Consider the following 13,899-nt stretch of genomic DNA (forward strand, 5'->3'; position numbering starts at 1 on the left):
CTGATGATTCTGCCCGGCCAATTTAGGCCACATCACGCCCCTTTGCGAGACGACCCTTTCGGCCCTTTCCCATGCAGGATCTTGAACCGCGCATCGCCGGCGATTTCCTCGACACGGGCGAAATGCCTTGCCATCGCGGTCTCGTAGGGCAAATGGCGATTGGCCACCAGCCATAATTGCCCCCCGGGCTTGAGCATCGCCGCCGCCGCCGCGATGAAGGCGCGGCCCAGATCGGGGTCGGCGGCGCGCCCTGCGTGAAACGGCGGGTTGGTGACCACCGCATCCAGTGCCGTCTCGGGCCGCCAGCGGGTCGCGTCCTCCCAATGCAGCACCGCGCGCGCATCCGCGATATTGCGCCGCGCACAGTCCAGCGCGGCGTGATCGGCCTCCACCAGATGCAGCACCCGGATATCGGCCCGTTCCAACAGGCGCGCACTCAGATAGCCCCAGCCGCCCCCCAGATCGGCAATCGACTTGCCCAGCTTCGCAGGCAGGTGATCCGCCAGAAACCGCGAGGCCGGATCGATCCCATCCGCCGAAAACACCCCCGGCGCGGTAACGTACCCGCCCTCGATGGTCTGCGGTCCGGTCTCTGCCCAATCCTCCAGCCCCGGCCCCGCTTGGAGCCAGAACAGCTTGCCATGCGCCTTGGACAGCGGCGCCGAGACCGCCATCCGCTTGCGGCACTCTTTGAGAATGGATTCGACCCCGTCGGTCTTTACCCCGTCCACGATGACCACGCCATCGGTCACCGCCACCGCCTGCGCCACCAGCGCGCGGGCCAGCGCCTTGGCGCGCGGCACAAACACCACCGCCGCGCCATAGCGCCCCTCGGGCGTCACCGCGCAGCGATAGCCTTGTGCGGCGAAATGGTCATGATCGGGCCGGAACCCTGTCAGGATGTCACAGCGCTCGCCGGGCACCGCCGAGAGGTCGTGATCCGCGCGTGGACCGAACACCGCGATCCGGCCCGCGTCCGGCAGGGCGACATCTCCGGCCTCCAAGGCCAGTGCCAGGCGCGATTGCAGACCTGCCACGTTATTCTTTTTCCATGGTGCATTGCAGCGGATGCTGATGACGGCGAGCGAAATCCATCACTTGCGCCACCTTGGTCTCGGCGATCTCGTGGCTGAACACGCCCACAACGGCGACCCCCTTCTTGTGCACCGTCAGCATCACCTCGAAGGCCTGCGCGTGGTTCATGCCGAAGAACCGCTCCAGCACCGCGACCACGAATTCCATCGGGGTGTAGTCGTCATTCAACAAAAGAACCTTGTAGAGCGGCGGTCGCTTGGTCTTGGCGCGCGTCTTGACAACGACCGAGGTATCCCCCTCGTCGCCATTCTCATCGTCGCCGGTCATCCATACTCTGTGCTCGTTCATGATCTTCTTTGCGGTTTGTGACGTGGCATCCCGTGACCCCGCAATATAACCTGTGTGGCGCCCGAGAAAAGGGGCCGTGAACGACAGTCTTGCGTTCATCTGCGTTCATCTGCGTTCATCTGCGCTTGTCCGATCCCTATGGCACGCGCCTGCGCGCCGCAAGGCGGGATCGCGCGGCGCCGCGCGTTACTTCAGCTCGGCCACTGCAAGGATCGGGCCATGCCCGCCGCGCTGCACCATGACAACGACCGGGGCATCGCCTTCGACCGGCATCTGCAGCGCCAGACGCTCGGCAGGGTCCCATTCTCCGGCCACCTGCCAGTCGGTCACGATATTGGAATATTCCAGCATCTTTCCCGCATTCTCGCCGCGGCGCACCTCGACCACATCCATGGGGCGATAGCGCACCACATGCACCACAAGCGGCCCTTCCAGCGATGCATCCGGCGCCTGCGCCGAAATCCGCAGCATGCCCGCCTCGCGCGTCGCGACCAGCACCACCTGTGCAGGCATGGCGCGATGCGCGGCAATCAGATCGACCACCTTCATTTCCTTGGTGCCCATGACCTGATCGCGCCCGCTCACGATCATCTGCGGCGTATAGACCATCGGATTGCCCTGCGCCTTGGCATAGGCTTTCTGCCGCGCGGTGAAGGCCGGATTTGCGAAACTGTCCTTCCAGCCGATGTAATCCCAGTAATCCACATGCAGCGCCAAGGCCACCACATCGCCGCGCTTGGCCAGTTCCCGCATCAGCTCATCCGCCGGCGGACAGGCCGAACAGCCCTGCGAGGTGAACAACTCCACCACCACGCGCCGCTCCTCGCCCGCATGCGCAGCGGGCGCGACGAACGCCGTCACGGCGATCAGGATGAGGCTGAGAACGGATCGGATCATGGGGGGAATCCATGTGCTGTTGGCGGGATATCGCTGATCACCTGTACCTAGTCCAACCTGTAATGACCAATCAAGGTTTCGAGAGACACAAGTGAAGCGTGACTTTCGCATTTTTTTGTGCACAACAGTATACAAATTGCTCCAGACCCCTTGATCGCTCTGTGCAAATGGGTCAGAAGCGAGCCAGCGAATTCCTGCCTTGAGAGTGAAAGGAAGGCCAAATGCCCATCACCGTCGGACACGACACCGCCAAGACACGCCAGACACTCCGCGTGAACGGCAAGTCCTATGCCTATTATTCCATCAAGGCGGCCGAAGCCGCCGGACTCGGCGATTTCTCCCGCCTGCCCGCGTCGCTGCGCGTGGTGCTCGAAAACATGCTGCGCTTCGAGGATGGCAAGACCGTCTCGACCGACGATATCAAGGCCTTCTCCGACTGGGCCAACAATGGCGGCAAGGGCAACCGCGAACTGGCCTACCGCCCGGCCCGCGTGCTGATGCAGGATTTCACCGGCGTTCCCGCCGTCGTGGACCTCGCCGCGATGCGTGACGGGATCAAGGCGCTCGGCGGCGATCCCCAGCAGATCAACCCGCTCAACCCCGTCGATCTGGTGATCGACCACTCGGTGATGATCGACGAATTCGGCAATCCCCGCGCCTTCCAGATGAACGTGGACCGCGAATACGAACGCAACATGGAGCGCTACCAGTTCCTCAAATGGGGTCAGGGCGCGTTCGACAATTTCCGCGTCGTGCCCCCCGGCACCGGCATCTGCCATCAGGTGAACCTCGAATACCTGGCCCAGACCGTCTGGACCGACGTGGATCAGAATGGCGACCAAGTCGCCTATCCCGACACGCTCGTGGGCACCGACAGCCACACCACCATGGTCAACGGCGCAGCCGTTTTGGGCTGGGGTGTCGGCGGGATCGAAGCCGAGGCCGCGATGCTCGGTCAGCCGATCTCCATGCTCATCCCCGAGGTTGTCGGCTTCGAACTGACCGGCGCCATGATGGAAGGCACCACCGGCACCGATCTGGTGCTCAAGGTGGTCGAGCTGCTGCGCGCCAAGGGCGTCGTCGGCAAATTCGTCGAATTCTACGGCACCGGCCTTGATAACCTGCCCCTCGCGGATCGGGCGACCATCGCCAACATGGCCCCCGAATACGGCGCCACCTGCGGCTTCTTCCCGATCGACGACGAAACCCTGCGCTACCTGCGCAACACCGGCCGCGACGAAGACCGCGTGGCGCTTGTCGAAGCCTATGCCAAGGAAAACGGCTTCTGGCGCGACGCCTCCTATGCGCCGGTCTATACCGACACGCTCAGCCTCGACATGGGCACCATCGTTCCGGCCATCTCCGGCCCCAAGCGCCCGCAGGATTACGTCTCGCTCGATCAGGCAGCCACGAAATTCTTCGACGTGGTCGCCGAATACCGTGGCGAGGATGAAACCGCCGCCGCCACCGCCATGGCCAGCGAAGGCCCCGCCCCCGACGCGCTGATCGACCCGCGCAAGACGGTTCAGGTGCCGGGACAGGACTACACCCTGCGTGACGGCTCGGTGGTGATCGCCTCGATCACCTCCTGCACCAACACCTCGAACCCTTACGTGATGATCGGCGCCGGGCTTGTCGCCCGCAAGGCGCGTGCCCTGGGCCTTGATCGCAAGCCTTGGGTCAAGACATCGCTCGCCCCCGGCAGTCAGGTGGTCTCGCACTATCTCGAAGCCGCCGGCCTGCAAGAGGATCTGGACGCCATCGGCTTCAACCTCGTGGGCTACGGCTGCACCACCTGCATCGGCAATTCAGGCCCTCTTCAGGACGAGATTTCCAAGGCAATCAACGACAATGACCTGATCGCCACCTCGGTCCTTTCGGGCAACCGCAACTTCGAGGGGCGCATTTCCCCCGATGTGCGCGCCAACTATCTGGCCTCCCCGCCGCTCGTGGTGGTCTATGCCATCGCGGGCGACATGAATGTCGATCTGGTCAACGACCCCATCGGCACCGACAAGGACGGCAACGATGTCTACATGAAAGACATCTGGCCCACACAGGCCGAAATCGCCGAGCTCGTCGAACGCACCGTCACCCGCGAAGCGTTCCAGTCGAAATATGCCGACGTCTTCAAGGGCGACGAGAAGTGGCAAGAGGTCGAAACCTCCGAGGGCGAGACCTATGACTGGCCCCCGCAATCCACCTATGTGCAGAACCCGCCCTATTTCCGTGGCATGGCCAAAGAGGCCGGGACCATCTCGGACATCAAGGGCGCGCGGATGCTGGCGCTTCTGGGCGACATGGTCACCACCGACCACATCTCGCCCGCAGGCTCCTTCAAGCCCACAACCCCCGCAGGCGAATACCTCACCGAACGTCAGGTGCCGGTGCGGGAATTCAACTCCTACGGCTCGCGGCGCGGCAATCACGAAGTGATGATGCGCGGCACCTTCGCCAATATCCGCATCCGCAACGAGATGCTGGACGGCGTAGAAGGCGGCTACACGCTCGGGCCGGACGGCGCACAGACCTCGATCTTCGACGCCGCGATGGCGTGGCAGGACAAGGACGTGCCGCTGGTCATCGTCGCGGGCGAACAATACGGCGCAGGCTCCAGCCGCGACTGGGCCGCCAAGGGCACCAGCCTTCTGGGCGTCAAGGCCGTGATCGCCGAAAGCTACGAGCGCATCCACCGCTCGAACCTCGTGGGCATGGGCGTCATCCCGTTCGAATTCACCGGCGACGACACCCGCAAGTCCCTCGGCCTCAAGGGCGATGAGAGCTTCGACATCACCGGCCTCGAAGGCGACATGAAACCACAGGCCGAAGTGCCCTGCACCATCACCTATGGCGACGGCACGACCAAAGAGATCACGCTCAAGTCGCGCATCGATACCGCGGTGGAAAAAGAATATGTCGAAAACGGCGGTGTGCTGCATTACGTGCTGCGCAACCTCGCCCGCTCCGCCGCCTGATTTCAGGCTCGGATGCAACGATCAGGGGCGGCCTTCAGGCCGCCCTTTTTCATGTCTGGCTGTCGGGGAAAAGGCGCGCGCCTCGGGGGTGAAAAAGCCATTTGCGTACGGGATGGACACAAATCCCGGGATTGGCTCCGGCTTTCGTCCCAAACGCGTGTAGGTTTCGTACGAACCCTACACAAATCCTCAGCGTGACCGGGCCTCTTCGATGGCTGGCAGGATCGTGCTTTCCAGCACTTTTTCGGTGATCGGCCCGGCAAAGCGCAGCACGATTTGTCCTTTGCCATCAATGACATAGGTTTCCGGCACGCCATAAAGACCCCAATCCAGCGCCATCCGCCCATTGGCATCGGCCCCAAGCGCCGTATACGGATCACCCAATTCATCAAGGAATTTCAAAGCGTTATCCGGCTTGTCCTTGTAATTGACTCCGTAAATCGTGATCCCCTGATCGGCCAAAGTCTCCAGATGCGGATGCTCCGCCCGGCACGGCGCGCACCAGCTGGCCCAGTAGTTGACCAGCTTCACATCACCACTGCGCAAGTCGCTGTCTTTAAACGGATTTTTGTCCGCCAATTGTGTCACCTGGACGGCGGGCGCAGGCCGTCCCTCAAGTGCCGACGGCAGCGCATCGGGGTTTTCCCGCTGCATCCCGAAAAAGAACAGCGCCGCCAGACCGGCGAACAGCACCGGTGGCAGGATCATCAAAGGCGATACTTTAGCCATTGTTTTTTGCTTTCGTTTCAATATCTTCCAGCTGTTTCTTCACCTTGCGCGCACGCCAGATGCTGAGCCAGACAATCGCCGCCAGAAAGACGATCGACACCGCATAGGACGACAAAACCGCATCCGCGTATTTCCCAAGATCCGGCATCATCCCATCCGCTCCCTCGCCAACAGCGCGCGGGTGCGCCGCGCCCGAATTTCTGTCTGCGTCCGAAGAAAGACCAAGGCTATGAAAAGAAACACAAATCCGGCGATACAGACCAGCAGCGGATACCAGAAAACATCCGCCACATTCTCTTCCTTATCAAGGCTCAGCGACGCCCCCTGATGCAATCCTTGGTTCCAGAAATTCACCGCATAGCGGCTCAGAAGCGCAAAAACCGACCCCACCAGACACAGGATCGAGGTCAGATCCGCCGCCGTGTCGTCATTCTCGATCGCCTCCCACAGGGCTATGTACCCGAGATAAAAGAGAAAAAGGATGAGGAAGCTGGTCAGTCGCGGATCCCACGCCCACCAGGTGCCCCACATCGGCTGGCCCCAGATCGCCCCCGTGGCCAGCGCAATCACCGTCATAACCGCCCCCACCGGCGCCGCCGCCCGCGCCGCCAAAGCACTGACATGATGCCGCCGCACGATCCAGATCAGCGACGCCACGAGCATCATCAGCCATGCATTGATCGCCATAAGGGCGCTAGGCACATGAAGATAAATGATTTTTACGGTCGAGCCTTGCCGGAAGTCATCCGGCGTGAAGAAAAATCCCCAGATCAGCCCACCCACCAAGGACACCACAGCCAGCACCGCGACCCATGGCAAGACGCGATCCGTCGTCTGGATGAATTTCTTGGGATTTGCATATTCCCAAAGTGATTTGCCGCTCATTCCCGTTCCCATTTGCTCAGCGCAGGTTGACCTTCAATACCGCAGCAGAGGCGAAAGGCAAAAGCGCGATGGTGCCGCAGGTGATGCCAGCCAGCATCAAAAGCGGCGTCATGATGTCCAGCCCCTCAACCCCACGGCGCGCCATCTCGGCGCCAAAGATCAATGTGGGGACATAAAGCGGCAAGACAAGAAGGCTCAACAAAAGCCCGCCCCGTTTCAGCCCGACAGTCAGCGCCGCCCCGAACGTGCCAATCACGCTAAGCGCGGGGGTGCCGAGAAAAAGGGATAATATCAAGGGTTTGTACCCCGCCTCGGGCAGGCTGAGAAGCAGCGCGAAAAGCGGTGCCGCCAAGATCAGGGGCAAGCCGGTGGTCAGCCAATGCGCCAGAGCCTTGATGGTGACGATCGCCTCCATCGGCAGCGGGGACGTGGCCAGCAGATCAAGGCTGCCATCCTCCCAGTCCAGCGCAAAGATCCTGTCCAGCGAAAGCAGGCATGACAGCAACGCCCCCAACCACAGGATTCCCGCCGCGATCCGCGCCAGCAACTCGCTCTGCGGGCCAACACCGAAAGGCACAAGCGTCACCACGATCAGGAAAAACGCAAGCCCCAGCCCGAAGCCGCCCCCGGCCCGCATCGCCAGCCGCAAATCCCTTGTGAGCAGCGCGATCACAGAAATGCCTCGTCGAAATTATCCAACGCCGCAGCGCGGGCGCGGAACTGTCCGGCATCCAACAGCTCGGCCTCGGGCAGACCCAGATCGATATGCGTGGCGATGAGCGCCGATCCCCCCGTTGCCAGATGCGCGCGCACCGCCGTCGCGAACATCCCCACCGCCTCGACATCCAGAGACACGGTCGGCTCGTCCAGCACCCAGATCGGGCGCCCCGTGACCAGAAGCCGCGCCAGCCCCAGACGGCGTTTCTGCCCCGCCGACAGGGCGCCTGCGGGACGTGATGCCAGTCGCTCCAACTGGAACGCCTTGATTGCATTGGTAATATCTACCTGCCCAAACACCTGCGCCCAGAAGGTCAGGTTTTCGGTAACGGTCAGCGTGGCCTTTATCCCGTCGGCATGCCCGGAATAGACAAGGCTTTCGGGATCCGCCTCGATCCGTCCATCCACGGGCGGCTGCAGCCCGGCCACGGTGCGCAAGAGCGTCGTCTTGCCGATCCCGTTGGGGCCACGCAAAACAATGGCGCTACCGGCACGGAGCGTAAAGCCCACGCCTTCGAGCACCTTTATGCCACCGCGGGCGATCGTGAGGTCGGACACATTCAATCCCATGAACCTGTCCCTACCCCAAAGCAAGGTCCACGGAAAGTGACCTTCATCAAACGGCCTCCGGAAAATTCAGACCGGCAAAAGAGCCGCGGCCACACGCCGCCCCTCGGACAACAGGACATTATATGTCCGGCAGGCGGCGGCGGAATGCATCACCTCGACGCCAAGCCCCGCCTCTTCCAGTTTGCTGCGCAAATCGCGCGGCATATGGGCCGTCTCGGCCCCGGTGCCGATAAAGAGCACATCGACATCGCCCGCGAGGGCCAGGAGGGGCGCTGCGTCATCATACCCGCCCCAGCCCTGTGCGCGGCTGGACGTAACCAGCACCGCGCCCTGCAGGACATCATCGCCGACGCGAAAGAACCCCGGTCCATAGCCGGCGATCGGCGTCGCATCCTTGAAGGTGACTTCGTGCATCTGCATGGGCGTTCCCCCCTCAATTCCAGATCGGCAATCCCGAGATGACCGCAATCGCGATCACCCCATAGGCGGCCCATCGGTAAAGCTGTTCGTGACGCGGGTCAAACAGCGACTGCCCGATCAGCGTGGTGATGAAATAGGGCACCGCCAGCACCAGAGCCAGAACAAGGGTGGACCAGGCGATGCTGTCTTGCCACAGAAGATTGGCCACAATCACCACATCCAGCGCCGCAAGAAACAGGATGGTATTGGCCCTGACCGATGCCACCGCAGCCTGACCGGCCAGATAAAACAGGATGACCGCCGGGCCTGTCAGTCCGGTCAGCCCGCCGATCACCCCGGCAACGCCACCGATTGCAGCCAGCCCGGGGCGGGACATGCGGCCAGAAAACCGCCACCCCGAGACCAGCGATGTCAGAGTGATGACCGCGACAATCGCCACGATCCAGCGCACCATGGACGTATCCAGCCTCGTCAGCAGCCACAGCCCCACCGGAACCGTCACCAGCGCCGCAAGCGCCAGAACCCCCACCTCGCGCCGGTCGGCCTGCCCCCAGGCCTTGGGCAGCAATGCGCTGGTGCTGGCGATGCCTGTAAGGGTGATGACGCCGATTACCGTGGCGGGCGGCAGGAAGATACCCGCCACCGGCACAAAGATCAGTGCCGTGCCGAACCCGGTGAAGCCGCGCACAAGCCCCGCGGCCCCGATGGTCAGCGCAAGCCACAGAATGCCCGGCGTGGCCCAGACCTGGGCCAGCGCATCAGGCATCCACGTTGGCGAACTGATTGCCCTGATTGGCGTCCGGCTTGGACCAATCGCGCTTGACCCCCAGCCAGAGCAACATCGTGCTGGCCACGAAAACCGACGAATAAGTGCCCACGATCACGCCCCAGATCATCGCGAAGACGAAACCACGGATCACATCGCCACCCAGAATGAACAGGGCGATCAACGCAAGAAGCGTGGTCACCGAGGTAATCAACGTACGGCTCAGTGTCTCGTTGATAGAAATGTTCAGCACCTCCGCGAGAGGCTTTTTCTTGTATTTCCGAAGGTTTTCGCGCACCCGATCGAAGACCACGACCGTATCGTTCAACGAATAGCCCACGATGGTCAGCAGCGCCGCGATGATCGCCAGATCGAACTGGATCTGAAGCTCGGAGAAGATACCGATGGTCAGCACAACGTCATGCACGAGCGCGATCACTGCCCCAAGGGCAAACTGCCATTCGAACCGCAGCCAGATATAGATCAGCACCGCTCCGATCGCGAGGGCGACGGCGATCATGGCCGTCGTTATCAGCTCTCCCGAGACTTTGGGGCCGACGCTTTCCACCGACGTGAATTTGAGATCCGGCGACACGGCCTGCAGCGCGGTCTCCACCTGGGCGATGACATCGGAGGACACGGCCTCTTCGCCTTCCTGCGCCTGCACGCGGATCATGGCCACGTTCTGATCCTCTGCGAAAGTCGGATCGAAGACTTCCGTGATGCTCACATCGCCCAGTTGCAGCGGCTGAATCGCATCCCGGTACAGGCCTATATCCACGGGTTGCGGCGCCTCGGTGCGGATCGTGGTGCCCCCTCGGAAGTCGATCCCGTAATTGAGCCCCTGCAGCAGGAAAGACCCCCCTGCGATCACGATGAGAACGGCCGAGAGGCCAAGCGACAAACGCCAGCGTTTGAAGAAATCCCAGTTGGTGATTTGCGGCACAAGCCGGATAGAGCGGCCTTGCAGCACCGATTTGGGGCGCTTGCGCTCGAACCAGATGATCACGATCAGACGCGTCACGAAGAGCGCGGTAAAGACCGACGTGATGATCCCCAGACCAAGCGTGATGGCAAACCCACGCACCGGTCCGGACCCCATCGCATAAAGGATCAGCGCCGTGATGAAGGTGGTGATGTTGGCGTCGGTGATTGCACTCAGCGCCTTTTCATAACCCAGTTCAATGGCCCGCGCCGGGCCCTTGGCGGATTTCATTTCCTCGCGGATACGCTCGAACACCAGCACGTTGGCATCGACCGCCATACCGATGGTGAGCACGATCCCGGCAATGCCCGGCAGCGTCAGCGTGGCACCGATCAAGCTCAGAAGACCGAAAATCAGGCCAACATTGATAATCAGCGCGATATTGGCGAAAATCCCGAATGTGCCATAGGCCATGAACATGAACACAAGCACCATGACAAAGGCCACGATACAGGCAATCTGCCCTGCCTCGATACTGTCTGCGCCCAGTTCCGGACCGATGGTCCGTTCTTCGAGGAATTCCAGCCCCGCCGGCAAGGCGCCCGCACGCAGGAGAACCGCAAGACTGGTGCTCTCCTCGACCGTGAAATTGCCCGTGATGATGCCGGATCCGCCGGGAATATGGCTTTGGATGACCGGCGCGCTGATCACCTCACCATCCAGCACGATGGCAAAGGGGCTGCCGATATTCTCGGCGGTGTAGTCGCCGAATTTCCGCGCCCCCGTCGGATCGAAGCGGAAGGACACGGCGGGACGACCGTTCTGATCGAAATCAGGCTGGGCATCGACAAGCTCATCGCCCGTGACCACCGGGGCCCGTTCAAGGATGTAGAACGTCCCCTCCTGATCCATCGAGGGCAGGATTTCGTTGCCGGCACCGAGGGTGTCATCGGCGTTCTGCGTGCGGCTGACCACCGGCTGGAAGGTCAACTGCGCGGTCGTTCCGATGATCTCCTTGAGTTCCGCAGCGCTCCCGACGCCCGGCACCTGGATCAGGATCCTGTCCGCGCCCTGCCGCTGGATCGTCGGCTCACGCGGGCCCACTTCGTCGATACGACGGCGAATGATTTCAAGGGCTTGGCGAACGGTCCTGTCATCCGTGGCACGCTGTTCCGCCTCGCTCAGGCGCACGACAATCTCATCGCCCTCGGTGCTGACCTCGATATCCGAGGCCCCCGCGCCGGTCAGGCTGGTGACCGGCCGCGCCAGCCCTCGCACCAGTCCCGCAGCATACTCGACCTCGTCGGGCCGGTCCATCAGACGCACCCGCAGTTCGGCCGCCTGCGTCGGCTGCAGCCGGATCGGCCCCACGCGGTCGCGTTCTTCGCGCAGCAGGTCCCGGATTTCCGGCCACATGCTTTCGATGCGCGACTGGTAGACATCCGCCACCTGCACTTCAGCCAGCAAATGCGCGCCGCCTCTCAGGTCCAGCCCCAGATTGACCAGCCCAGAGGGTAGAAAATCGGGCCAAAGCCCTGCATCTTCAACAAGTTGCGGGGTCGGTGACCCTGCTTCGATCGCCTTGACCGCGTCGTTATGCGTCTCCACCCTGCTGTAGAAGGCATTGGGAAGGGCCAGCAGCAAACCAAGGGCCACCAAAGCCCATATCACCGCGCGTTTCCACAGATCGATTTGCAGCATTATCCCGCCTTTTCAGAAGGTTGCAGGGTGGTCTTGACGCTCAGCTTTCGGCGGGTTCGGTCTTGCTCAGCACTTGCGCGATCGTGGATTTGACAACCCGCACCCGGACCGTATCGGACAGATCAAGCTCGATCTCATCCCCATCCTTGACCTTGGCCACCTTGCCGATCAGCCCGCCTTGCGTGACCACCTGATCGCCGCGGCGCAGGGCGTCGACCATCGCCCTGTGTTCTTTGAGTTTTTTCTGCTGCGGACGGATCAGCAAAAGATACATGATCGCAAAGATAAGGATGAGCGGAATGAACTGTCCTATGGCTTCCATCGGGGGTTTTTCCTCTGTTTCAAGGGCCCGAGGGCCCGGCCGAATTGCGCCGGAACCTATGACCGGCGCAGGGCTTTTGCAAGGCGACAAATCCGCGTCGGTATCACGTCGGCATCGCGTCGGTATCATGTCGGTGCGCGCAGAGAGCCATTCGCACCCTACACCCCGGCCCAATTCTGGTGCATAACCGCGCCCAGACCGATTCAACCACGTCCAAGGACCCCAGCCCATGCACGACATCCGCGCGATCCGTGAAAACCCCGCCGCTTTCGACGCCGCCATGGCGCGCCGCGGACTGGAGCAGGCCTCGGACGAGATCCTGGCCCTCGACGAGGCGCGCCGCGCCTGCATCCATGCCGCCGAAACCGCCCAGGCCGAGCAGAACAGCGCCAGCAAGGATGTCGGTGCCGCCAAGGCCCGGGGCGACGAGGCGGAATTCGACCGACTGCGCGCTCTGGTCAGCGACAAGAAATCTGAAGTCGCCCGGATGCAGGCCGAAGCCAAGGACCTCGACCAGCGCCTGACCGACCTGCTGATGGGCCTGCCCAACCTGCCGCTGGACGAGATCCCCGACGGTCAGGACGAGGCCGACAATGTGGAAATCCACCGCTGGGGCACGCCCGCCAGCTTCGATTTCCCCCCGAAAGAGCATTTCGAGATCCCCGGCGTCATTCCGGGGATGGATTTCGAAGCCGGCGCCAAACTGTCTGGCGCGCGCTTTGTCGTCATGCAGGGGGCTGTCGCGCGCATCCACCGGGCGCTGGCGCAGTTCATGCTCGACACCCATATCGAGGAGAACGGCCTGCTTGAGACCTGGACGCCCGTGCTGGTGCGCGAGGACATGATGTATGGCACCGGCAATCTGCCGAAATTCGGCGAAGACAGCTACCAGACCACGAATGGCTGGTGGCTGGTCCCCACCGCCGAGGTGACGCTGACCAATCTCGTGCATGGCGACACCGTCGAAGAGGCCACATTGCCGCGCCGCTATGCCGCACATACCCAGTGCTTCCGCTCCGAGGCCGGCAGCGCCGGCAAGGACACCGCGGGCATGTTGCGCCAGCACCAGTTCGAAAAGGTCGAGATGGTCTCGATCACCCATCCCGACCACTCCCGCGCCGAGCTCGACCGCATGACCGGCTGCGCGCAGGGCATCCTGGAACGTCTCGGCCTGCCCTATCGCACGGTCGTGCTCTGTACGGGCGACATGGGGTTCGGCGCGCGCCGCACCCATGACATCGAAGTGTGGCTGCCCGGACAGAACACCTATCGCGAGATCAGCTCGGTCTCGCTCTGCGGCGAATTTCAGGCCCGCCGGATGACTGCCCGCTTCCGCCCTGCGGGCGGCGGCAAGCCGCAATTCGTGCACACGCTCAATGGCTCGGGGCTGGCGGTCGGGCGCTGCCTGATCGCGGTTCTGGAAAACGGCCAGCAGGCGGATGGCTCGGTGGCGCTGCCTGCCGTGCTGCACCCCTATCTCGGGGGCCGCTCGGTGCTGCAAGCCGACGGCACCCTCGTCTGATCCGGTGCTTTCTTCTGGCTGATAATATCCTCGGGGGGCGTTGAAAATCCATGATTTTCAACGAAGGGGGGCAGACAGCCCCCCTGC

Annotated in this window: 14 protein-coding genes; 2 read left to right on the forward strand and 12 right to left on the reverse strand. The window is 62.5% G+C overall.

What is annotated here, in order from left to right; translation table 11 throughout:
- Window positions 1-32 precede the first annotated feature (32 nt).
- The 3 genes from RAZWK3B_RS07180 to RAZWK3B_RS07190 all read right to left on the reverse strand — a co-directional run bounded on the left by RAZWK3B_RS07180 (window position 33) and on the right by RAZWK3B_RS07190 (window position 2,280).
- Window positions 33-1,028 carry a class I SAM-dependent methyltransferase gene (locus tag RAZWK3B_RS07180; protein WP_037295327.1) on the reverse strand — a complete coding sequence of 332 codons (996 nt, stop codon included), beginning with the start codon at window positions 1,026-1,028 and terminating at the stop codon, window positions 33-35.
- 10 nt (window positions 1,029-1,038) lie between these two features.
- Window positions 1,039-1,362, reverse strand: a complete 324-nt coding sequence (clpS, locus tag RAZWK3B_RS07185; protein ID WP_007813631.1) for an ATP-dependent Clp protease adapter ClpS — start codon at window positions 1,360-1,362, stop codon at window positions 1,039-1,041.
- Between the two features lie 207 nt (window positions 1,363-1,569).
- Window positions 1,570-2,280: a DUF1223 domain-containing protein gene (locus RAZWK3B_RS07190; RefSeq protein WP_007813633.1), complete on the reverse strand. Its 711-nt coding sequence runs from the start codon at window positions 2,278-2,280 to the stop codon at window positions 1,570-1,572.
- A gap of 221 nt (window positions 2,281-2,501) precedes the next feature.
- Here RAZWK3B_RS07190 and acnA point away from each other — a divergent pair, with 221 nt between their 5' ends.
- On the forward strand, window positions 2,502-5,255 hold the full coding sequence (gene acnA, locus RAZWK3B_RS07195) for an aconitate hydratase AcnA (RefSeq protein WP_007813635.1): 2,754 nt from the start codon (window positions 2,502-2,504) through the stop codon (window positions 5,253-5,255).
- 189 nt (window positions 5,256-5,444) lie between these two features.
- Here acnA and RAZWK3B_RS07200 read toward each other — a convergent pair whose 3' ends face one another.
- The 9 genes from RAZWK3B_RS07200 to yajC all read right to left on the reverse strand — a co-directional run bounded on the left by RAZWK3B_RS07200 (window position 5,445) and on the right by yajC (window position 12,290).
- A complete protein-coding gene (locus RAZWK3B_RS07200) occupies window positions 5,445-5,984 on the reverse strand; it encodes a DsbE family thiol:disulfide interchange protein (RefSeq protein WP_157132188.1) in 540 nt (179 codons plus the stop codon).
- The gene (ccmD, locus tag RAZWK3B_RS07205; protein WP_007813638.1) at window positions 5,977-6,135 is read right to left on the reverse strand and encodes a heme exporter protein CcmD; all 159 of its coding nucleotides are present in this window, start codon (window positions 6,133-6,135) and stop codon (window positions 5,977-5,979) included. Before ccmD ends, RAZWK3B_RS07200 begins: the two co-directional genes overlap by 8 nt.
- The gene (locus tag RAZWK3B_RS07210; protein ID WP_007813640.1) at window positions 6,132-6,869 is read right to left on the reverse strand and encodes a heme ABC transporter permease; all 738 of its coding nucleotides are present in this window, start codon (window positions 6,867-6,869) and stop codon (window positions 6,132-6,134) included. Before RAZWK3B_RS07210 ends, ccmD begins: the two co-directional genes overlap by 4 nt.
- 16 nt (window positions 6,870-6,885) lie before the next feature.
- Window positions 6,886-7,542, reverse strand: coding sequence for a heme exporter protein CcmB (gene ccmB / locus RAZWK3B_RS07215; RefSeq protein WP_007813642.1), 657 nt, complete (start codon window positions 7,540-7,542; stop codon window positions 6,886-6,888).
- Window positions 7,539-8,156: a heme ABC exporter ATP-binding protein CcmA gene (ccmA, locus tag RAZWK3B_RS07220; RefSeq protein ID WP_007813644.1), complete on the reverse strand. Its 618-nt coding sequence runs from the start codon at window positions 8,154-8,156 to the stop codon at window positions 7,539-7,541. Before ccmA ends, ccmB begins: the two co-directional genes overlap by 4 nt.
- A 66-nt stretch (window positions 8,157-8,222) precedes the next feature.
- Window positions 8,223-8,576, reverse strand: coding sequence for an Mth938-like domain-containing protein (locus RAZWK3B_RS07225; protein ID WP_007813647.1), 354 nt, complete (start codon window positions 8,574-8,576; stop codon window positions 8,223-8,225).
- 13 nt (window positions 8,577-8,589) lie between these two features.
- A complete protein-coding gene (locus RAZWK3B_RS07230) occupies window positions 8,590-9,342 on the reverse strand; it encodes a sulfite exporter TauE/SafE family protein (RefSeq protein WP_007813649.1) in 753 nt (250 codons plus the stop codon).
- Window positions 9,335-11,968 (reverse strand): protein translocase subunit SecD, encoded by a 2,634-nt coding sequence (gene secD / locus RAZWK3B_RS07235; RefSeq protein WP_007813651.1) that lies wholly within the window; start codon window positions 11,966-11,968, stop codon window positions 9,335-9,337. Before secD ends, RAZWK3B_RS07230 begins: the two co-directional genes overlap by 8 nt.
- A 40-nt stretch (window positions 11,969-12,008) precedes the next feature.
- Window positions 12,009-12,290 carry a preprotein translocase subunit YajC gene (yajC, locus tag RAZWK3B_RS07240; RefSeq protein WP_007813654.1) on the reverse strand — a complete coding sequence of 94 codons (282 nt, stop codon included), beginning with the start codon at window positions 12,288-12,290 and terminating at the stop codon, window positions 12,009-12,011.
- Between the two features lie 229 nt (window positions 12,291-12,519).
- On the opposite strand from yajC, the gene serS reads away from it, so the two are divergent.
- Complete coding sequence (serS, locus tag RAZWK3B_RS07245; RefSeq protein WP_007813656.1) at window positions 12,520-13,812, forward strand: serine--tRNA ligase; 1,293 nt, start codon at window positions 12,520-12,522, stop codon at window positions 13,810-13,812.
- Window positions 13,813-13,899 lie beyond the last annotated feature (87 nt).

Origin of the sequence: Roseobacter sp. AzwK-3b (assembly GCF_000170875.1) — a bacterium.
Classification (GTDB): domain Bacteria; phylum Pseudomonadota; class Alphaproteobacteria; order Rhodobacterales; family Rhodobacteraceae; genus Roseovarius; species Roseovarius litoreus.